The following is a 21511-nucleotide window of genomic DNA, read 5'->3' as shown; positions in this document are numbered from 1 at the left end:
TTTGCAACAGGTCGGTTCGACCTGACCCGCCGGGCGGCACACCGCCGCCCGGCATCCGCGAGGGCGTCATATAGCGGTCGTCCACACAGGAGGAAACACCCATGCTCATCTCACAGCGACCCACACTCTCCGAGGAGATCGTCGCCGAGGATCGCTCGAAGTTCGTCATCGAGCCCCTCGAGCCCGGTTTCGGCTACACCCTCGGCAACTCGCTGCGGCGCACGCTGCTGTCGTCGATCCCCGGCGCAGCGGTCACCAGCATCCGCATCGACGGTGTGCTCCACGAGTTCACCACCGTCCCCGGGGTCAAGGAGGATGTCACCGACATCATCCTCAACCTCAAGGGCCTCGTGGTGAGCTCCGAAGAGGACGAGCCGGTCACCATGTACGTGCGCAAGCAGGGACCGGGTGCTGTCACCGGTGCCGACATCGTGCCCCCGGCCGGTGTCACCGTGCACAACCCCGATCTGCACATCGCGACCCTGAACGACAAGGGCAAGCTCGAGGTCGAGCTCGTCGTCGAGCGTGGTCGTGGTTACGTCCCCGCCGTGCAGAACAAGGCGTCCGGCGCCGAGATCGGCCGCATCCCGGTCGACTCGATCTACTCGCCGGTCCTCAAGGTGACCTACAAGGTCGAGGCCACCCGTGTCGAGCAGCGCACCGACTTCGACCGTCTGGTGCTCGACGTGGAGACCAAGAACTCCATCACCGCACGGGATGCGCTGGCCTCGGCCGGCAAGACCCTGGTGGAGCTGTTCGGTCTGGCTCGTGAGCTCAACGTCGAGGCGGAGGGCATCGAGATCGGCCCGTCGCCCGCCGAGGCCGACCACATCGCGTCGTTCAGCCTCCCGATCGAGGATCTGGAGCTGACCGTCCGGTCGTACAACTGCCTCAAGCGTGAGGGTGTGCACACCGTGGGTGAGCTCGTCGCCCGCACCGAGTCCGACCTCCTGGACATCCGCAACTTCGGTCAGAAGTCGATCGACGAGGTGAAGGTCAAGCTGCACGCGCTCGGCCTCGCACTCAAGGACAGCCCGGCCAGCTTCGATCCGTCGCAGGTCGCCGGATACGACGCCGCCACCGGCACCTGGTCGGATCCCGCCGCCTTCGGCGACGCGGACTCCGGCGAAGACTACGCAGAGACCGAGCAGCTCTAACCCACTTTTCTCGGTCTGCGCGTGACGCGCGGAGACCGGACCTACAGGAGATATCAATGCCCAAGCCCACAAAGGGGCGCCGCCTCGGCGGTTCGGCCTCGCACCAGAAGGCGATGCTGGCCAACCTGGCCACGTCGCTCTTCGAGCACGAGCGGATCACCACCACGGAGTCGAAGGCCAAGCGTCTGCGTCCGTACGCGGAGAAGCTGATCACCCACGCGAAGGCGGGCAACCTGGCCCACCGTCGCGAGGTGCTCAAGGACATCCGTGACAAGGACGTCGTCCACAAGCTGTTCGCCGAGATCGGTCCGTCGTTCGCCGAGCGTGAGGGCGGCTACACCCGCATCATCAAGACACTGCCGCGCAAGGGCGACAACGCCCCTATGGCCGTGATCGAGCTCGTCACCGGCGCCACCGCGTCGAGTGAGGCCAGCCGCGCGACCCGTGTGGCCGCGTCGCAGAAGGCCGCGACCCCGGCTGCCGAGGCCGCTGCCGCCGACGACAACAACGTGGTGGCACAGGTCGAGGCCGACGCCGACGACGCGGCGGTCGAGAACGCCGACGCCGTCGCCGAGGGCACCACCGAGGAGTCGTGGGCCGAGAGCGCCGCGGAGATCCAGGACGGCAAGGCTGCTGACGAGAAGTCGGACGAGAAGCCTGCCGACGACAAGTGAGCTGATCGCTCACACATGATGTATCCCGATGAACCCGCCGTTGACATGGTCAGCGGCGGGTTCGTCGTCGGCGCTGCAGCCGATCGCCTCCGACTGCGATTCGACATTGGTTACGACGGAACCGATTTCGCGGGGTGGGCGCGCCAGCCGGGTCAGCGCACGGTGTGCGGTGAGATCGAGGCGGTGCTGTCGGTGATCCTGCGTGAACCCGTCGTGTTGACCGTGGCCGGCCGCACCGACGCCGGCGTCCACGCGACCGGACAGGTCGCGCACTGCGACGTCGCGGCGGCCGCGCTCGACACCCGATCTCTGCAGAACGACCCGGCACAGCTGGTCCGCCGCACCGCCCGCATGTTGCCCGCCGACGTCCGTATCAAGGCGGCAACCGTGGTGTCGACCGATTTCGACGCCCGGTTCGCGGCCCTGCGCCGGCACTACCGGTACCGACTGACCGATGCCGCGTGGGGCGCCGAGCCGGTGGCCGCGCGCGACACCGCCACGTGGTCGCGTCAGCTCGACGTGTCGGCGATGAACGACGCCAGTGCGACGTTGATTGGCCTGCACGATTTCGCGGCGTTCTGCAAACGCCGCGACGGCGCCACCACTGTCCGTGACCTGCAACGGTTCTCGTGGAGCCGGGACGAGGCCGGCATCGCCGTGGCCGAGGTGAGCGCCGATGCCTTCTGCTGGTCGATGGTGCGTTCGCTCGTCGGGGCCGTCGCCACCGTCGGAGAGGGCAGGCGTTCGGTGCAATGGTGCGCCGGTCTGCTCGAGGAGACCTCGCGTGCGAGCGCGGTACCGGTGGCCCCGGCGTGCGGTCTGACGTTGGTCGGGGTCGACTACCCGCCGCCGGATCAGTGGGCGGCGCGCGGCGCGGTCACCCGTGACGTCCGCGATGCCGTCGGGTGCTGCGGCGATGCGCGAGGCGACGACGTCCGGTCAGAGTGACCCGGTCAGGGGCGTAGCACCAGACCGTGGGCGTCGCGGGTGCCGCCGGAGAGCATCGTGATGGAGTCGACGAGCGTCCAGGTGGCCAGTCCCAGGAGGGCGTAGACGCCCAGCGGGTAGGTCAGCGCGAGATACCAGGCCAGGATCAGGCTGAGCAGCTGCGAGACCCCGATCACCATGTGCCCCAGGTAGAACCGACCAGCACCGAAACCGCCGAGCGTGAGCTGCAGGAGTCCCGCGGTGCGCTTCGACCGCGACGACAGCGGCGTACCGGTCGCCGGATCCCGTCCCCACGGGGCCCAGGGGTCGTCGACACCGGCCAGCCCGGGCAGCGCATAACCACTCGAGCCGCGCGGCGCCCGTGGCGGGAACTCCGGGCTGTCCCACCACGGATCCCAGTCGATCTCGTCCCTGTCGGCGTCGCGATCGCTCATGTGGCGCTGCGCTCGTCGGCCATCGCGTCGAGGACGGCCATCTGGACCGCGACGCCGCCGGTGAGGTCGTCGTCGACGGGACCCTGCGCCAGCAGGCGGCTCCACTCGTTCGAGTCGTGCACCATCGGCGTGGTCCCGGCGATGAACGCCTCCACCGCGGAGACGAATCGATCGGGATCATCGTGGTACGGGAAATGGCCTGCGCCCTCGAAGGTCTCGAGCAGGGAGTGCGGCATCGCCGAGTGCGCGAGAAGCGCGTGCTCGTAGGGGATCACGGTGTCGGCGGTGCCCCACACCAGGAGCACCGGCAACCGCTCGGTGAGGTAGCACCGGTCGAGCATGGTGACGACCTGTCCACGCCAGTCGACCACCGCGCGCAGCGTCCGCATGAACGCGGCGTGCGCGGTCGGGTCGACGAGACCGTTGACGATCCGCATCACCTCGGTCGCGTCGTGCAGTTGTGACCGCACCGCGGTGGGTGCGGGCAGCGTCTGTACGCGGGCGACGACGGCCCCGAGGAGGGCGAGGCGTCCCACCGCCTGCGCGGCCGGCAACAGTCCGGGCATGCGCAGCCCGGCTATCACCTGGTGTACGCCGGGCAGGGCGAGAACCCGCAGGAGAGGACTGACGTCGCGGGTCACGCCGCCCGCGGCGACCAGGACGAGTCGCTCCACCAGGTCGGGGAACTGGTAGCAGAACTGCATCGCGACACCACCGCCGAGAGAGTGCCCGATCACCGTCACCCGACGCACGCCCAGCACCGACATCAGATCGCGCATGCCGTTGGCGTAGGCGGCGACCGAGTAATCGGCGCGGGGCTTGTCCGAGAGACCGTGGCCGAGCAGATCGGGTGCGATGACGGTGAAGTGCGGCGCGAGCAGGTCGATCACCTCGGTCCAGGCCGAGGAGTTGTCGCCGATGCCGTGGATGAGCAGGACCGCCGGACCGCTGCCTGCGGTGCGGTAGGCGCGGCGGTAGCCGTGGATAGTGCGGTATTCGACCCGCTGTGTCTGCGCCCGCGTCGGGACCGGACGCAGCGGCGACCGCCGCTTGCGCGTCACGATTCGGTTCCTGGGCTGCATCGACGACCTCTCGGGTGTGGAGCACGTGGTGTTCGGGCGTGGAGCACGGTGTGTGCGGCGGGGTGTTTCGAGTAAACCGCAGGTTCGGTCACTTCGCCGACCCATGCGTCGTTTCGGCTCCGATGGACACGCGGTGAACTCCCGATGGTCGGGCGGTGAAACCGCTCTCGCGGCCCGGGGAGTGCGTGTGGGCGTGCGTATCGTCGGTGGACGTGAACCCGTTCGACGTGGACTCCTTCCTGGCGACGGGCGGCCTGATCGGCCTGTGCGTCCTGGTGTTCTTTGAGACCGGGTTGCTCATCGGGTTCGTCTTTCCCGGTGACTCGCTGCTGTTCACCGCCGGCATCCTCGCCGCCGCGCCCGATCCGTATGCCCCGCTGTGGCTGCCGTGCGTGGTGGTGCCGATCGCGGCGGCTCTGGGCGATCAGTGCGGCTTCTTCATCGGTCGCCGGCTCGGCGAGGGCGTGATGCAGGGCCGGGTCATGCGGTTCATCGGGCCCGAACCCGTCGACCGCACCCGTCGCTTCTTCGACCGATACGGCGCCCTGACCGTGTTCTTCGGTCGCTTCATCGGCGTCGTGCGGACTCTCGTCCCCCTGCTGGCCGGGTTCACCGGCATGCGGTGGGCGGCGTTCACCTTGTTCAGCGTGCTCGGGAGCGCGTTCTGGGGTGCGGGCATCATCGTGCTCGGCTACCTGCTCGGCAACGTCTCGTTCATCGCCGACAACATCGACTGGATGATCCTGGCCTCGGCCTGCACCGTGGTCATCCCGCTGTCGGCTCATCTCGTCCGCCGCGCCGTGCTGCGTCGCCGCGCTCGCCGGGCCGATGCCTCGTCGCCGCAGCCGACGCCCGGCGAAGCGGCCGACGTCACCGTCGACGCCGGCCGCTGACCTCTCCGTCGAGCCGCTAGCGCAGGTAGGGCTCCGCGCGTCGCAGGTTGGTCGCCGAGAAATCGTCGGCCACCGTGGCCGCCAACTCGACGAACGCCCGGTGGGCGCCCTTGCCCAACAGGTCCAGATCGACCTCGGCGCCCTCGGCCAGGTGGTCGTCGAACGGGATCGACTGCACCGCCCGGCAGCGGGTGAGGAAGTGCTGGCTCAGCTGGTTGGTGTCGATCGTCGACGCACCCGAGCGCGACGAGCTCAGCACCACGACCGCGCGGCTGACGAGGTGGCCGTAGCCGTGGGCCTGCAACCAGTCGAGGGTGGCCCCGGCGCTGCGCGCACCGTCGATGGCCGGCGAACTCACCAGGATCAGCGCGTTGGCGAGGTCGAGGACGCCGTTCATCGCCGAATGGCTCAGTCCCGTACCGCAATCGGTGATGATTATGTTGTAGAAGCGCTGCAACACCTTCATCACGCCGCGGTAGTCGTCCTCGCTGAACGCCTCGGCGACCGCGGGGTCGCGTTCGGAGGCGAGCACCTCGAGGCGGCTCGGCGCCTGCGAGGTGTGCGCGCGCACGTCGCTGTAGCGGTAGATCGAGTTGTCGGCGAGCAGATCGCGCACCGTCGACCGTGTCTGCTGCGGGATGCGCTGCGCCAGGGTTCCCAGGTCGGGGTTGGCGTCGACCGCGATCACACGATCGCCGCGCAGCGACGCGAACACCGAACCGAGACCTACGGTGGTCGTCGTCTTGCCGACACCGCCCTTGAGCGACAGCACCGCGATCCGGTAATCGCCGCGCACCGGGCGGTTGACCCGCTCGATGAGCTGGTTGTGGATGAGATCGTCGGGGGAGTCACCCGGGTTGATCGCACCCGCCGACATCCGGTGCACCGCACGACGCCATCCGCTGTTCGGCGCGCGCCGCGCCTTGCGCAGCAGTGCGACCTGATCGAGGGACGCGGTGCCGTTCGCGGGCGGGTACGGGCCGTCGCCGGGAGTGGTGTGGGTGAAGCCGGACTGGCCGTATCCGGACGGAGCGGGCTGGCCGTGACCGTTCGGGTGATGATCGGTCTGCGGCGCGCCGTACCCGTTGGGCGCGTAACCGGGTGGGGCGTACCCCGGCGGGGGACCGGAGGGTGCGAAGCCTCCCGGCGCGGCGAAGGGATCCGACGCCGGACTGATCGGGGGCGGCCCACCGTTCGTCACCGGTGGTGCGGGCCACGGGTTGGCGGGTGGCTCGGGCGCCGGACCCTGCTGGGGTGCCTCGAACTGTCGGGGCGAGTCGAACTGCTGTGGCGGCCCGGACCGGGGCTGGTGATCGGCCTGCTGCGGTGGGCCCTGGTACGGCGCGGGGCCGTCGAAATGCTGCGAACCAGGTGGCGGGGCCGGGTCGAACCGGGGCTGCCCACCGAACTGCGGGGGCGCGCCCTGGAACGGTGGTGGCCCGTCGAACGGCGCCGGGGCACCGAACTGCTGCGGTGCCTCGAACTGCTGGGGCGTCTCGAACTGCTGCGGTGCCTCGAACTGCTGGGGCGTCTCGAACTGCTGCGGTCCACCGAACTGCGCAGGGGGTCCCTGGAACGGTGGTGGCCCGTCCTGGTGCGGGGGTCCGTCGAACTGCTGCGGCGGTCCCGCGAATTGCGGGGGCGCGAAGGTCTGGCCCCACGGGGCGGGTGGCGTCTGCGCGGTTCCCCGGTCGGCGTCGGGTGCGGCCCACGGCGGCGGGGTCGACGGCGGCTGGGTCGGTGCCCCCGGTGGGGGGCCGAAGCCCTGAGCCGGCGCGACTCCCGGATCGGGCTGCGGGGGAGCAGTGCCCTCGGTGGGCCCCCCGTCGTGACGGTCGTGGCCGCCGGGCACCTGCGGCTGCGGCGCCGGTGTGGTGACCCACCGCGTCGCGTCGGCGACGTCGCCGTCGGTGCGCGCATCTTGGGCGGGTGTGGGGTCGGGCGACCCGGCCAGCCACGAGGGCGGCGGGGGTCGGTGACCGGTGCCGCGCCCCACCGCGGCCGCTGCGTCGGCGTCGTCGTTCGGTTCGTGATCGGTGTGACGCCCGGCGGCGCGTGCGGCCGGGTCATCGGTACCGGCGTCATCCCGCGGCGGCTGCTGCAGCCACGGCGGGGTCGACGAGATAGCACTCTTGTCGTAGCTCAACGGACATCCCCTAAGTCGTGCGGTCATCGGCGACGCCGCCGTCGGCTTCGACGACCGCGTCGCACGGTTCCTCCCCTGCCCGTACCGCGAAGCGTGCTCCGCGTACAGGCGACCGCCAGTTTACTACCGCACACCCTCGGTGTAGGAAGACAGGTCGTCGCGCGGCAGTAGGGTCATCCCATGTCGCGGCGGCCACCACGGGCGGGCGCGTCCGCTGTGCGCAGGAGGGACGTCGATGTCGGCAGAGGGTTCGAAGAAGGCGATCGTGGCGGCGCTGGCCGCCAATGCGGGGATCGCGGTCGCGAAGTTCGTGGGTTTCGCCGTCACCGGCTCGTCGTCGATGCTCGCCGAGGCGGTGCACTCCGTGGCCGACACGTCCAACCAGGGACTGCTCCTGCTCGGACAGCGCGAGGCCGCCAAGAAGGCCGATCGGCTGCACCCCTTCGGATACGGCCGCAGTCGCTACTTCTACTCGTTCGTCGTGGCGATGGTGCTGTTCACACTCGGCTCGCTGTTCGCGATCTACGAGGGGTACGAGAAGATCGTGCACCCGCACGAACTCGAGTCGCCGATCGTGGCCGTCATCATCCTGGCGGTCGCGATCTGTCTGGAGGGCTACAGCTTTCGGACCGCCTTCGGTGAATCGAAGCCGCTGAAGGGCTCGGCGTCGTGGTGGCGGTTCATCCGCAACTCCCGCAATCCCGAGCTACCGGTGGTCCTGCTCGAGGACACCGGCGCGCTCATCGGCCTCGCGTTCGCCCTCGGCGGTGTCGGACTCGCGACGCTGACCGGTGACCCGGTCTGGGACGGCATCGGGACCCTCGCCATCGGCATCCTGCTGGGCGTCATCGCGGTCATCCTCATCGTCGAGATGCACAGCCTGCTCATCGGCGAGGGCGCCACCGCCGCCGACGAGACCGCGCTGTTCGCGGCGTTGGAGGCCGAACCCGGCATCGATCGCGTCATCCACATGAAGACGCAGTACCTCGGCCCCGACGAGTTGCTCGTCGCGGCCAAGCTGGGCATCCCCGCCGGGGCGACCGCGGTGACCATCGCCGACACCATCAACTCCGCCGAGGCGCGCATCCGGTCATCGCTGCCGATCGCGCGCGTTATCTATCTGGAACCCGATATCGACCGCGGAAACTGACACCGCGAGGGCTCGGCATGGCAATGTCGTCGGCACCATGTCCCGTCCGTTTCGCACCCTTCTCGCTCGCACTATCGTCAGGAGATCGTCGTGACGCGATCGCAGTCCTCCCAGCCGTCGCGGTCACTGCGACACTCCCTCACCCGGACCAAGTCGGTCGAGCAGTCCATGGCCGACACCGACGAACCCGGTTCGCAGCTGAAGAAGAGTCTTTCGTGGTGGGACCTCACCGTCTTCGGTGTCTCGGTCGTCATCGGTGCCGGCATCTTCACCATCACCGCGTCGACCGCGGGCGACAAGGCCGGGCCCGCCATCTCCGTCTCGTTCATCATGGCCGCGATCGCCTGCGGTCTCGCCGCGCTCTGCTACGCGGAGTTCGCCTCGACGGTGCCGGTCGCCGGATCGGCCTACACCTTCGGCTACGCGACGTTCGGTGAGTTCCTCGCCTGGATCCTCGGCTGGGACCTGATCCTCGAGTTCGCCGTCGGCGCGGCCGTGGTGTCGAAGGGGTGGTCGAGTTACCTCGGCACGGTGTTCGGATTCTCCGGGGGCACCGCCGAGATCGGTGGACTCGACGTCGACTGGGGCGCACTGCTGATCGTCGTGGCCATCACCGCGCTGTTGGTGCTGGGCACGAAGTTGTCGTCGGGCGTCAGCGCGGTCATCACCGCGATCAAGGTCACCGTGGTCCTGCTGGTGATCGTCGTCGGGTTCTTCTACATCAAGACCTCGAACTACGGCCCGTTCATCCCGAAGTCCGAGCCGACCGAGAGCGGCGGGAGTTCGGTCGAGTCGACGCTGTTCTCGCTCATGACCGGCGGCGGCGACTCCAACTACGGCTGGTACGGACTGCTCGCCGCGGCGTCGATCGTGTTCTTCGCCTTCATCGGCTTCGACGTGGTCGCGACCACGGCCGAGGAGACCAAGGACCCCAAGCGCGACGTGCCGCGCGGCATCCTGTTCTCGCTGGGCATCGTGACCGTCCTCTACGTCCTCGTGACGATCGTGGTCACCGGCATGGTCAGCTACAAGGACCTCGCGACGTCGGCCGGCAACGGTGAGGCCAAGAACCTCGCCTACGCATTCGGCCTGAACGGCATCACCTGGGCCGAGAAGGCGATCTCGATCGGTGCCCTGGCGGGTCTCACGACAGTGGTCATGGTCCTGATGCTCGGCCAGTCGCGGGTGCTGTTCGCGATGGCCCGTGACGGTCTGCTGCCGCGTGGTCTGTCGAAGACCAGCAAGTTCGGTACGCCGGCGCGCATCCAGCTCATCGTCGGTGGCGTGGTCGCGGTCGTCGCGGCGTTCTTCCCGATCAACAAGCTCGAGGAGATGGTCAACGTCGGCACGCTGTTCGCGTTCGTCGTCGTCGCCGCGGGCGTCCTCGTGCTGCGACGCACACGACCGGACCTGTCGCGCGGCTTCACCGTGCCGTGGATGCCGGTCATCCCGATCCTCGCGATCGTGTCGTGTGTGTGGCTGATGCTGAACCTCTCGGCGCTCACCTGGATCCGTTTCGTCATCTGGATGGTGATCGGTGTCGCGTTCTACTTCCTCTACAGCCGACGGCATTCGATGGTCGGCCGGCGCGAGCGGGGAGAGGTGGCGTCGGTCGACTCGCAGGCGCTGTCGAAGTCGCCTCCCGGCTGATCGGTCCGGGCTCGGCTCGGCCGGGCGGTCGCGCGGACAGCGGCCCGCGGTTGTGGGGATTCACAGGGCCGTCGGCCGTCCGCGGTCATCATCACCGGCGAAACCGGTCGTTCACCGGCCGTTTTTCGCGCTTGAGCGGCGAGTTCGTTAGCCTCATACGTGACACTCGGGCCCGACCGGTCCGATCGCCAACCAGGAGTGATAGATGACATCGGTGCAGACAAGCCTCAGTGCGGACAATCTCGGCGGGATCGACTTCAAGGTCGCGGACCTGTCGCTCGCCGCGTACGGCCGGCTGGAGATCGACCTCGCCGAGGCCGAGATGCCCGGCCTGATGGAGCTGCGTCGTGAATACGCCGATGTGCAGCCGCTCAAGGGTGCCCGCATCTCCGGGTCGCTGCACATGACCACGCAGACCGCGGTGCTGATCGAGACGCTGACCTCGCTCGGTGCCGAGGTGCGCTGGGCGTCGTGCAACATCTTCTCCACCCAGGACCACGCCGCCGCGGCCATCGTCGTCGGCCCGCACGGCACCCCCGAGGAGCCCAAGGGCATCCCGGTGTTCGCGTGGAAGGGCGAGAGCCTGGAGGAGTACTGGTGGTGCGCCGAGCAGATGCTCACCTGGCCGAGCGAGCCCTGCAACATGATCCTCGACGACGGTGGCGACGCCACCATGATGGTGCTGCGCGGCGCGCAGTTCGAGAAGGCCGGCGTCGTCCCGCCGGTCGAGGACAACGACTCCGCCGAGTACACGATCTTCCTCAACCAGCTGCGTGAGCGCTTCGAGACCGACAAGACCAAGTGGTCGACCATCGCGGAGTCGGTCAAGGGTGTCACCGAGGAGACCACCACCGGCGTGCTGCGCCTGTACCAGTTCGCCGCCGCCGGCGAGCTCGCGTTCCCGGCCATCAACGTCAATGACTCGGTCACCAAGAGCAAGTTCGACAACAAGTACGGCACCCGCCACTCGCTGATCGACGGCATCAACCGCGCCACCGACGTCCTCATCGGCGGCAAGAAGGTCCTGATCGCCGGCTACGGCGACGTGGGCAAGGGCTGCGCCGAGTCGCTCGCCGGCCAGGGCGCCCGCGTCCAGGTCACCGAGATCGACCCGATCAACGCGCTGCAGGCGCTCATGGACGGCTACGACGTCGTCACCGTCGAGGACGCCATCGGCAAGGCCGACATCGTGATCACCTCCACCGGCAACCTGGGCATCATCACCCTCGATCACATGCGCCAGATGAAGGACAAGGCGATCCTGGGCAACATCGGCCACTTCGACAACGAGATCGACATGGCCGGCCTCGAGAGCTCCGGCGCCAAGCGCGTCGTGGTGAAGCCGCAGGTCGATCAGTGGATCTTCGACAACGGCAAGTCGATCATCGTGCTCTCGGAGGGTCGTCTGCTCAACCTCGGCAACGCCACCGGTCACCCGTCGTTCGTGATGAGCAACAGCTTCTCGAACCAGGTCATCGCGCAGATCGAGGTCTGGACCAAGAACGACGAGTACGACAACGAGGTCTACCGCCTGCCCAAGCACCTCGACGAGAAGGTCGCCAAGATCCACGTCGAAGCACTCGGTGGCACGCTCACCAAGCTCACCAAGGAGCAGGCCGAGTACATCAACGTCGACGTCGAGGGCCCGTACAAGCCGGACCACTACCGGTACTGAGTTCCGCGCTTTCTTCAGCCGTTTAGGGTAGAACCTCTTCATGGCGAATCAAATCGCAGCCCAGGCAGATGAAGTGCAGTCTTCATCGCCTGGGCTGTCGGTTTTAAACCCACCCCGAACCTCCGGCTATCTCATAAGCGCGCCACTCGAAACCGCCGAAGCTCAAATTTTCATATCGTCCGGCAGTGACATGCAGCCTTATCGCGATCTGGTCGACAGTCTCGCAAAAAGGATGACTGATCAGGCAGTCGACGCTGGCAAGCGCTTTCGTTTACAGATCCGTCGATGGGAGGCTGCAGCGCCACGTCGAACAGGTGGAGATGGGAATCGTGAGTTTCGGTATGATGCGGCCAATTCGCACTTAGTCCTAGTGTTGTTGCATGGCGATCTGCGCGATGGAACTCGAGAGGAACTGGAAGAAGCCCTCGACGGCGATAAAGCGCAGGTCGCAGTGATTTGGATTTCTCCACCGCCGCCAAAGTCTAGGCGCCGTGATGTCAAGTGGCTTCACCAAAAAATGGACGAACGGTCGAACGATATTCGTTGGGAAAAGGCGCACACGAGTCTAGACGCCATTGGTGCAATAGTTGGGGTTCTATCCCGCGTGTTGATTGATTTGGCCAGCCAGGATTCCAGTGAAGAGAGGGGCGCCTACAGTGAGTCCCGCTAGTCTCAGTTCGGATCAGAAAGTTCTTCGCGCCGCGATTAGGGGAGACTTACGGTATCTCGACAAGTCGGGGATGCCGGGAGCAAAGCATTTTTCAGCAGTGCTGAAGCTACACCCCGCGCATCTGGAGTCTCAACGACCGGAATGGGCGGGCTTTCGCGAAGTCGAACCACTGACCGATGATGGTTCGGCGCTATTTCTCGTTGGAGAAACGCTGCGGACCGCATTGATGGAGGGACGCGGAGAGGCTGCCGAATACTTTCGTTCGCGCCAAAATGCCGACGGCGGTAAGAGCGGTTTCGTCCGCGCGCTGCTCCTACAGACCGAATTGTGGCTGGAACCGACAGAGGCTCGGGCACGCGACTGCTACAAGCGTCTGGTGCTGGAAGAGCGGTCTCTCGACCGGGACACGATCGCACGCCTTTTGATGTTGATTGCATTTCGAATTCTCGAAAGCTCCGGAATCGACGCCGCGAGCGAATTCTACGTTCTCGCCTTCAGGCGGGCTACCGGCGACTTGAAGAAGGCGATCGGAGGAGTAGGTGGAGATTTTGGGCAAAATGAGTATATCTACTTCAAACGCCTGACATCGCCGAGCGTTCGTTACGACGACATTCTTGATGTCGTCGGTTCCGTGTCCACCAAGTTTGTATTGGACTCAGCCCGCGAGAAGTTTCGTAGTCCTTTCACGAGAACATTCGGCAGCGGACAGTCAGCGTTGCCGCGGGAACTTCTCGCTGCCCAGCTTCAGGCGGACTGGGCCGGCGCTTACTGGGTTTACAAGCGAGTGATGCTGACTATGGCGAGTGTCGGATTACTCGACTCGCGTAGCCAGTCTGAAACCAAGGCGGCGATCGTAAATTGGATCGCTGGCGGAGGGCGCGACATTGAGCGGCTTCTAAGTTCAAACGAAGCCATTTTTGATGAGGATACGGCGCGAGAATTCATCCAATCCGACTTGTTGAATGGTCGGAGAGTTTCTCGGACTACGTGGCAGAAAGTTTGCTCGCAATTGTGGGACGTGCTGCCGTTCGACCTGGCGAAAGATTGGATCGACTCCAGTCACCTTGAATTGCGTTGGATAAGTAGCGGCGACGACGAAACCGCAACTCAATTACATCCCGATCAAGAAAGCTTGCAAACTTTCGCTCGCTTAATCTCGTACAGTCCGCAATTGTGGGTGGAAAGATTCGTCAGCCTTAGCCCAGAAGTGAGAGGTGCGGTCTGCCGACGACTCGTACCAGCGGATGTTGAAGATGTCGGGAGACCAGCGTCTGACGTGTTGGTTGACGCGCTGATGGATGCGATTCGCTCGGCTGAATCTGACCCCGACGCCTCGTTGACGGACGCATTTTTGTGCCTTGCTGCGATTCGGGCGTCGTCACGTGACGACGACGATGATCTCAAAAAATTTATCGTTGCGGCGCAGCCGCGAGAGGCAAGTGCGGTAGTCGCCCTGAACTTTCCGGACCTCGCGAACGTCGCTTTGATCGAGGATCTAGAAGAGGAAGTTATTTCGCGACATGTCGACGAGGTTCAAGCAAATCAAGAAGGTAGATGGTCCTCTTTCGGCTCCAGCAGCTCGAAGCAGATCGCGCAGGCTGCCATGGCGCTGGGTCGAGTGACGCCGCGCGGGCTGGAGGCCGTCGAAGCTACTTTAGCCTCTGCTTACTCGTCGGCAACTGACGTGATTGATGCATGTCAGGCACTAGTCTGGTTGTTAGATGAGGGCGTCACAGGAATCCGTACCCCCCCAACGGAACTCATTCGCGACCGAAGCGATTTGTCGATTGTCGATAGAAGTTGGACGGGTCGAGACGATCTGCGTGCAATGAACGCTGCCTTGGCCGGTCTTCGCCTACGAGTCTCCCAAGACCGTCGATCGCAAATCGACCAACTCGCCTTCGCGGTTCGAGATCCTGACGTGCAGGTGCGGATAATTGCTCTGAACCAATTCGAGACTAAGCGAGTCGATCTGCATGAGGATTCCGACGCAGTTCTTGATAATCTCCTTTTAGGCGCAGTTTTTGACCCTGATTCGCGTGTGGTTGCTCTAGCGGCACGTCTCACAAGTCAAATAACGCAGAAGAGCCTTGTCGAGCTGGCGTGGGCGCGCTTGGCAGACCAATATGCGGCGGCTCATATCCGCGTACGCCTCACAGCCACGGACGCGGCACTGCAAGCGCGTAAGCGCGGACACGAAAACGCCTACTCGGAGCTACTCCTGCAAGCCGGAGCAAGCGACTCGTCAATTGTTGTTCGACGCTTGGTCGCACGGGCTTTATAGCGTACAGCGAAGGCGTTGTTCTCGGCGTCGGTGTCCGAGCGCTACCCGTTCCTCGTGCGGGGCACCGAGCAGGGGGCGACGTCTACTCGGTGAGGAGGTCGTCGGCGATGGCGAGCGCGCCTGCGTTGTCGACCACCGTCCACGGCGACATCCAGTCACGCTGTGCCAGAGCGCGATACAGCTCGTCGACGCGGTTCTGCAGTGAGCCGTCGCGTTCGTAGGCGTCGCGGGCGCGCGACGAGTCCAGGTCGGCGCGTGAGCGTGCGCGACCCATTGCGACCTCGGCGGTGACGTCGATGAGCAGATGGTGGTCGGGGACGGGCAGACCGAACCGGTGGTACTCGACCTCGGCCACCCAGGCGACGGCCTCCCCGTCGGCGTCCTGCTCGCACCGCGCGGCGGTGTAGGCGGCGTTCGAGGCGACATAACGGTCGAGGAGCAGGACGTCGCACCCGGCGAGACGTTCCCGGATCAGCCCGGCGGCGCCGCGTCGGTCCAGGGCGAACAGCATCGCCATCGCGTAGGGGCTCGACCGGAGGTCGCCGTGCTCGCCGTGCAACGCCTCCGCGGCGATGTCGGCGTGGACCGACTCCCCGTAGCGGGGGAACGCCATCGTCGCCACGCGGTGACCCGTCGCGGTCCACCGTTGGGTCAACCCGTCGACAAGCGTGCGCTTGCCGGCGCCGTCGAGCCCTTCCACCGCGATGAGAACTCCCACACCGCCGATGCTAGCCAGCCGCACACGGCAATTGCGCTCATCTGCACACGGGCGCGCCGTCGGCGACGTGTGGCGATGTGCCGGTCAGAGGACCGGTGGGCGTCGGCGCGCCACCCGCCGGTTCACCGGTCGCAATGTCACCATGGGTGTCATGAAGCCCAGGATTCTCGTCGTCGACGACGACGCGGCGCTCGCCGAGATGCTCACGATCGTGCTGCGCGGTGAGGGCTTCGAACCGTTCGTCGTCGGTGACGGCACCCAGGCGCTGGCCGCGGTCCGCGAGATCCGGCCCGATCTGGTGCTGCTCGACCTGATGTTGCCCGGGATGAACGGCATCGATGTGTGCCGCGTCCTGCGTGCCGATTCCGGCGTCCCCATCGTGATGCTCACCGCGAAGAGCGACACCGTGGATGTCGTCCTCGGCCTCGAATCCGGCGCCGACGACTACATGGTGAAGCCGTTCAAGCCGAAGGAACTCGTCGCCCGCGTGCGCGCCCGGCTGCGCCGCACCGACGACGAGCCCGCCGAACTGCTGTCCATCGGCCCGATCGAGATCGACGTCCCCGCGCACAAGGTGACCCGTGACGGCAACCCGATCTCGTTGACGCCGTTGGAGTTCGACCTGCTGGTCGCGCTCGCCCGCAAACCCCGCCAGGTGTTCACCCGCGACGTGCTCCTCGAGCAGGTCTGGGGCTACCGGCATCCCGCCGACACCCGGTTGGTCAACGTCCACGTCCAGCGCCTGCGCGCCAAGGTCGAGCTCGACCCGGAGAATCCCGAGGTCGTGCTCACGGTGAGGGGGGTCGGCTACAAGGCCGGCCCGCCGTGATCCGTACACACCCCTCCCGACCGGCCCGCATGGGGCGCGGCCGTCGCCGCATCAACCCGACCTTCCCGCGTTTCCTGCGCCGGTGGTCGGCGGCCGGCCGGGTCACCGGACGTCTCTGGCGTCGATCGCTGCAGCTGCGGGTGGTCGTGTCGACCATGGTGCTCTCGCTCGTGGTGCTGCTGATCCTGGGTTTCGTGCTGACCAGCCAGATCACCGACCGGCTGCTCGAACAGAAACTGCGGGCGGCCACCGAGGAGATCGACCGGGCCCGCACCTCGGTCGAACGCGACCTCGCCGGCGGCGACACCAACGCCTCGATCACCAACCGTCTGCAGCAGACCCGGTCGATCCTCACCGACCGCGACGTCGGCACCACCCCGGCGTCGGGAGTGGTCGGCACCTTCGACACCGTCCTGCTGGTGCCCGCCGGTCCCCAGGACTCGGCGTCGGTCGGCCCGGCCGACGAGATCCCCGACAACCTGCGCGCCATGGTCCGCGGCGGCCGCATCGCCTATCGGTACTCCTCGGTCGCCGAGAACGGCGGCAAACGGTCACCCGCGCTCATCATCGGTACACCGACGGCAACCGGCGTGGCCGGGCTCGAGCTGTACCTGGTGTTCCCCCTGACCAACGAGGAGAGCACCGTCTCGCTGGTCCGCGGCACCCTGTTCACCGGCGGTCTGGTGCTGATCGTGTTGCTGGCGGCCATCGCCATGCTGGTGTCGCGGCAGGTGGTGATCCCGGTCCGGTCGGCGTCGCGGATCGCGGTGCGGTTCGCCGACGGTCGACTCAAAGAGCGCATGCCGGTGCGAGGCGAGGACGACATGGCCCGGCTGGCGATGTCGTTCAACGACATGGCCGAGAGCCTGTCCAAACAGATCAGCAGCCTCGAGGAGTTCGGCGGACTGCAACGGCAGTTCACCTCCGACGTCAGCCACGAACTGCGCACCCCGCTCACCACCGTGCGGATGGCCGCCGACGTCCTCTACGAGTCGCGCGACGACCTCGACCCGGTGAACAAGCGGTCGGTGGAGCTGATGAACAGCGAGCTCGACCGCTTCGAGACGCTGCTCGGTGAACTCCTCGAGATCTCCCGCCACGACGCCGGCGTCGCCGAACTGGCCGCCGAGAAGATCCCCATGAGCATCCCCATCGACGGTGCGCTCGCCACCGTGCGACACCTCGCCGCCGACACCGACACCCCGTTGGTCCTCGATCTGCCCACCGAACCGGTGATGGCCGAGATCGATCCGCGCCGTGTGGAACGCATCCTGCGCAACCTGCTGGCCAACGCCATCGACCACGGTGAACAGAAGCCCGTGACGCTCACGATGCGCAGCGACGGCGACGCGGTGGCGATCACCGTCCGCGACCGCGGCATCGGTCTGCGGCCCGGTGAGGAGAAGCTCGTCTTCAACCGGTTCTGGCGCTCTGACCCCTCGCGTTTCCGTCGATCCGGCGGCACCGGGCTGGGCCTGGCCATCAGCATCGAGGACGCGCGCCTGCACAACGGTCGACTGGAGGCGTGGGGCGAACCGGGCGCCGGCGCCAGCTTCCGGCTGACGCTGCCGTTGGTGCGCGGGCACAAGGTGCTGGGAAGTCCGTTGCCGCTCAAGCCCCTCGGTGCACGGAAGGCCACCGGCCGTGAGTGATGCCCCACGACGTCGGCGTCGCACGCCGATCGCCGCGCTGGCCGCGATCTGCGTCGCGGTGACCGTGAGCGCCGGATGCGTGTCGATCCCGACCAGTTCGAGCCCGCAGCCGATCGGCACGCTGCCCAGCCGGGCACCGGCGGTGTCGGTGCCGAGCCCGGTACCCGGGATGAGCCCCGAGGCCCTGGTCCGCGACTTCCTCAAGGCCTCGGCGAACCCCGGTTCGGGTCACCTGGCGGCCCGGCAGTACCTGACGGCGTCGGCGTCGGACAACTGGGACGACCGTGGTGGCTCGCTGATCCTCGACTCCATCAGCGTGTTGACCGACGGCCGCACCGACGACACCTTCACCGCGCGACTGATCGCCGACAACACCGGCGTCCTGCAGCCCAACGGTCATCTCATCCCCGCCACCGGCAAGGTGGAGTCGCGTCTGACCATGCGACTGGTCGACGGGCAGTGGCGAATCGACGGACAGCTTCCCGCCGGGGCGATGGTCGACCGCACCCAGTTCGTGTCGAGCTACCGCGCCCGCAACGTCTACTTCCCGTCGGTGTCGGGTGACCGGCTCGTCGCCGATCCGCGGTGGCTGTACTCCACCGGCAACGACGTCAGCGACCAGCTGGTCGACATGCTGATCTCCGGCCCCTCCGACGAGCTGTCCCGCGCGGTCGACTCCGCCTTCGGATCCGCGGCGGCACTGCGCGGATCGATCGAGACCCTCGGATCCGGCGGCAAACGGTTGCAGCTGACCGGGGTGAGCTCGCTGTCCGACCGCGACCGCACCCTGCTCGCCGCGCAGGTCGTCTGGACCCTCGATCGCGCCGACGTCCCCGGTCCCTACGTCATCGACGCCGACGGCGCGCCGCTCAACGAGCGGTACTCGTCGGGCTGGACCACCGGCGACGTCGCGTCGCTCGATCCCTCGGGCACCGCGCAGTCCTCGGTGGGCCTCATGGTCATCCGGTCAGGCTCGCTCGATCGCGTGACGGGCACCGGTCTCACCCCCGTCGAGGGACCGCTCGGTACCTCCGGCGCCGTTCTCTCGGCGTCGGTGTCGTCGGACGGCAAGCGTGTCGCGGCCGTCACCCGCGGCGCCGCGGGCGGGCCGGCGATGCAGCTGCAACTCGGCGATCTCGGGGGGACACCGGTGACGGTGGCGTCGGGACGCACGATCTCGCGGCCGTCGTTCGGTCCCGACGACGACACGGTGTGGGCCGTCGTCGACGGCCGCCTGCAGCGGTGGTCGCGTGACGCCACCGGTGCCCTGCAGGCGCCGCGGCTCGTCGACACCGGCGCACTGTCGCTCGTGGCGCGCGGCGACATCACCGAGGTCCAGGTGTCGCGCGACGGTGCTCGCGCCGCCGTGATCGTGGGCGGCACACCGATTCTCGCCGTCATCTCGACCACCGGCGCCGACACGCAGGCGCTGACCGGTGCGCGCGACGCCGCGTTCAACATCGGGGGCCAGGCCGTCTCCCTCGACTGGGTGTCGGGTGACACCGTGGTCGTGGCACGAGGCACCACCGACTCGCCGATCGTGCAGGTGAGCGTCGACGGGACGCCTGCGGTCGGTCTGCTCAGCGGCAATTTGACCCCGCCGGTCACGGCGGTGGTGGGGGATCGTTCGACGCTCTACGCCGCCGACAGCCGCGGCGTCCTGCGACTCGGCAGCACCGACGGTCAACCCGACCAGTACTGGAACGAGGTCGCCCCGACGATGGGGTCGCAGGCCATCCCGGTCCTGCCCCAGTGATCGCTCTCGTCGGCGTCGTCGCGCGCTGTACCGTCCGCGTGTGAGCAGCCCCGCGCCCCGCGTCCTGGTGATCGGGTTCGACCCGTACCGGGTCGGCGGATCGTGGGATCCCGAGCCGGTCGCGCAGGGGATCGAGGCCGGTCTGGCCGCGTTCGCCGAGCACGGGGTCGCGGTGACGACGTGCCTGTTCGGTCTCGACGGCAGCGACGACATCGAGGCGGTGGTGACCGAGGCGCTCCGGGCCCACCCGTTCGAGTGCGTCACCATCGGCGGGGGACTGCGACACTCCGACGACCACGTCGAGTGCTCGAACTCGTGGTGGATCTCGTTCGGCGCCACGCCCCTTCCGCGGCGATCGCCTTCAACAGCGGCCCCGCGACGACCTACGAGGCCGCGGCCCGCTGGATCGTGTGACCTGACGTCGTCCCGGGTGTATCTGTGCACAACCCCCGGCGCCGGCGGCCGACGGCAGAGGGCCGCCGGATCGGCGCGACGAGGATCGAACCATGTCGCGATGGTCCACCTGGCTCGACGGTGGCCGCGCGGTCGCCCACGCCGCCGCCGATCTCGCGGTGCCGCTGCACTGCGGTGGCTGCTCGCGCCCGGGCACGCGATGGTGCGACCGGTGCGAGGCGACCCTGCGCGACGATCCGGTCGCACTGACCCCGCGCGTACCGCCGCCGGTGAGCACCTGGGCCGTCGGCCGCTACGTCGGACCGTGTCGAGGCGCTGTCCTGGCGCTCAAGGAACACGGCCGGGGTGACCTGGTGCCGATCCTCGGCGCGGCCGTGGCGCGCGATCTCGTCCGGCTGGCGGTGTGGTCGGAACTGCCGCGCACGACCGGTTCGCTCATCCTGGTGCCGGCACCGACGCGCTGGTGGGCGGCACGTCGCCGCGGCGGCGATCCGGTGACCGCCATCGCGCGGGCCGCGGCCGACCTCCTCGGCCCGCGGGTCGCGGTCGTCGGTGCACTCCGCACGTCGATGTGGGCGCAGGACTCGGCCGGGCTGTCCGCGCGCGACCGCGTCGACAACCTCGCCCACGCGATCTCCCTCACCGCGCGTCGGGCCTCGCTCGCCCGGCTGCGGGCACCCGACACCGCCGTCGTCCTGCTCGACGACGTCCTCACCACCGGCGCCACCGCGACCGAATCGCTGCGGGTGCTCGCCGCGGCCGGCGTCGGGGTCCATGCGGTGCTCGTGATCGCCGGCGCCTGAGCCGGGTCCCGAGCCGATCGGTGACTGCGCCCGAACGCGACATGTCCGGCGCGACACACCGCACGACACGCGGTGAGGTCAACGAAACGACATGAAAACTCGATGAAATGTTGACCCGCAAATCATGGCGACACCATGGCGCAGCGACTACGTTGAGGAATCACACTCGTCGACGTCACGCATCGTGCCGGCCGGTGATCACGACCAGCCCGCGCCCGACGGCGTGGTGCACGTCGGCGGTGATCGAACACCATCGCCCGACCTGTGGAGGTGAGGCCGCTCCCCCCAGAAGTGTCGTTGCGATGCAATCGATCTCACGCCCGTTCGTGAGACGTCTGCGCGACCACGGAGGTCGGACACCGGCCCCGCCGAGCAGCGGCACCGACCCCGACCGTGGCCGACCGCGATCCCTTTCGGGCGACATCTCGTTCGCCCGAGTCGCGACGCCCGCGGAACACCCCAGACCAGGAGGTAACCGAGTGTCGACCGTGTTGAATACGACCCCCCGCGCAGGTATTGATGCGGCGCCCCGGGCGAGCAACCCCGCCCAGCGTCCCGTACCGACCCCCCGTGAGC

Annotated in this window: 17 protein-coding genes; 13 read left to right on the top strand and 4 right to left on the bottom strand. The window is 67.5% G+C overall.

Going from position 1 to position 21511, the window contains the following annotated elements; genetic code table 11:
- Window positions 1-101 precede the first annotated feature (101 nt).
- Genes TU34_RS14680 through truA form a run of 3 tightly spaced genes read left to right on the top strand, consistent with a single transcriptional unit; the run spans window position 102 to window position 2779 of the window.
- The gene (locus TU34_RS14680; protein WP_045823654.1) at window positions 102-1157 is read left to right on the top strand and encodes a DNA-directed RNA polymerase subunit alpha; all 1056 of its coding nucleotides are present in this window, start codon (window positions 102-104) and stop codon (window positions 1155-1157) included.
- Window positions 1158-1213: 56 nt separating this feature from the next.
- The gene (gene rplQ, locus TU34_RS14675; protein ID WP_045823653.1) at window positions 1214-1831 is read left to right on the top strand and encodes a 50S ribosomal protein L17; all 618 of its coding nucleotides are present in this window, start codon (window positions 1214-1216) and stop codon (window positions 1829-1831) included.
- 45 nt (window positions 1832-1876) lie between these two features.
- The gene (gene truA / locus TU34_RS14670) at window positions 1877-2779 is read left to right on the top strand and encodes a tRNA pseudouridine(38-40) synthase TruA (protein ID WP_045823691.1); all 903 of its coding nucleotides are present in this window, start codon (window positions 1877-1879) and stop codon (window positions 2777-2779) included.
- Window positions 2780-2784: 5 nt separating this feature from the next.
- Here truA and TU34_RS14665 read toward each other — a convergent pair whose 3' ends face one another.
- On the bottom strand, window positions 2785-3213 hold the full coding sequence (locus TU34_RS14665; RefSeq protein WP_082080310.1) for an NINE protein: 429 nt from the start codon (window positions 3211-3213) through the stop codon (window positions 2785-2787).
- The gene (locus TU34_RS14660; RefSeq protein ID WP_045823652.1) at window positions 3210-4274 is read right to left on the bottom strand and encodes an alpha/beta fold hydrolase; all 1065 of its coding nucleotides are present in this window, start codon (window positions 4272-4274) and stop codon (window positions 3210-3212) included. Before TU34_RS14660 ends, TU34_RS14665 begins: the two co-directional genes overlap by 4 nt.
- Before the next feature lie 233 nt (window positions 4275-4507).
- On the opposite strand from TU34_RS14660, the gene TU34_RS14655 reads away from it, so the two are divergent.
- Window positions 4508-5188, top strand: coding sequence for a DedA family protein (locus TU34_RS14655; RefSeq protein ID WP_045823689.1), 681 nt, complete (start codon window positions 4508-4510; stop codon window positions 5186-5188).
- A 16-nt stretch (window positions 5189-5204) separates the two neighbouring features.
- Here the strand turns inward: TU34_RS14655 and TU34_RS24340 are convergent, their stop codons facing one another.
- Entirely contained in the window at window positions 5205-7334 is a 2130-nt protein-coding gene (locus TU34_RS24340; protein ID WP_238981328.1) for a MinD/ParA family ATP-binding protein, read from the bottom strand.
- Between the two features lie 235 nt (window positions 7335-7569).
- Between TU34_RS24340 and TU34_RS14645 the strand changes: the two genes are divergently transcribed.
- From TU34_RS14645 to TU34_RS23590, 5 genes are all read left to right on the top strand, one after another.
- Window positions 7570-8484, top strand: coding sequence for a cation diffusion facilitator family transporter (locus tag TU34_RS14645; protein ID WP_045823651.1), 915 nt, complete (start codon window positions 7570-7572; stop codon window positions 8482-8484).
- Between the two features lie 168 nt (window positions 8485-8652).
- Window positions 8653-10134: an APC family permease gene (locus TU34_RS14640; RefSeq protein ID WP_082080314.1), complete on the top strand. Its 1482-nt coding sequence runs from the start codon at window positions 8653-8655 to the stop codon at window positions 10132-10134.
- A gap of 205 nt (window positions 10135-10339) precedes the next feature.
- A complete protein-coding gene (gene ahcY, locus TU34_RS14635; protein ID WP_045823650.1) occupies window positions 10340-11809 on the top strand; it encodes an adenosylhomocysteinase in 1470 nt (489 codons plus the stop codon).
- 40 nt (window positions 11810-11849) lie between these two features.
- Window positions 11850-12479 carry a hypothetical protein gene (locus TU34_RS23595; protein WP_150116546.1) on the top strand — a complete coding sequence of 210 codons (630 nt, stop codon included), beginning with the start codon at window positions 11850-11852 and terminating at the stop codon, window positions 12477-12479.
- Between the two features lie 70 nt (window positions 12480-12549).
- Window positions 12550-14763: a hypothetical protein gene (locus TU34_RS23590; protein ID WP_150116545.1), complete on the top strand. Its 2214-nt coding sequence runs from the start codon at window positions 12550-12552 to the stop codon at window positions 14761-14763.
- A gap of 82 nt (window positions 14764-14845) precedes the next feature.
- On the opposite strand, the gene TU34_RS14630 is transcribed toward TU34_RS23590, so the two are convergent.
- Complete coding sequence (locus TU34_RS14630; RefSeq protein WP_045823649.1) at window positions 14846-15481, bottom strand: dTMP kinase; 636 nt, start codon at window positions 15479-15481, stop codon at window positions 14846-14848.
- A 142-nt stretch (window positions 15482-15623) separates the two neighbouring features.
- Here TU34_RS14630 and mtrA point away from each other — a divergent pair, with 142 nt between their 5' ends.
- The 4 genes from mtrA (at window position 15624) to TU34_RS14605 (ending at window position 20935) form a co-directional block, all read left to right on the top strand.
- The gene (mtrA, locus tag TU34_RS14625) at window positions 15624-16310 is read left to right on the top strand and encodes an MtrAB system response regulator MtrA (RefSeq protein WP_203225470.1); all 687 of its coding nucleotides are present in this window, start codon (window positions 15624-15626) and stop codon (window positions 16308-16310) included.
- Between the two features lie 29 nt (window positions 16311-16339).
- On the top strand, window positions 16340-17962 hold the full coding sequence (gene mtrB / locus TU34_RS14620) for an MtrAB system histidine kinase MtrB (RefSeq protein WP_045823648.1): 1623 nt from the start codon (window positions 16340-16342) through the stop codon (window positions 17960-17962).
- Entirely contained in the window at window positions 17955-19718 is a 1764-nt protein-coding gene (lpqB, locus tag TU34_RS14615) for an MtrAB system accessory lipoprotein LpqB (protein ID WP_045823647.1), read from the top strand. The genes mtrB and lpqB overlap by 8 nt, the downstream gene beginning before the upstream one ends.
- A gap of 506 nt (window positions 19719-20224) precedes the next feature.
- Window positions 20225-20935 (top strand): ComF family protein, encoded by a 711-nt coding sequence (locus TU34_RS14605; RefSeq protein WP_045823646.1) that lies wholly within the window; start codon window positions 20225-20227, stop codon window positions 20933-20935.
- The last annotated feature ends 576 nt before the right edge of the window (window positions 20936-21511 follow it).

The organism is Williamsia herbipolensis (assembly GCF_000964005.1).
GTDB classification, from domain to species: Bacteria; Actinomycetota; Actinomycetes; order Mycobacteriales; family Mycobacteriaceae; genus Williamsia_A; species Williamsia_A herbipolensis.
Note: the sequence above shows the minus strand (reverse complement) of the source record. Positions and strands in the feature narration are given on the sequence as shown.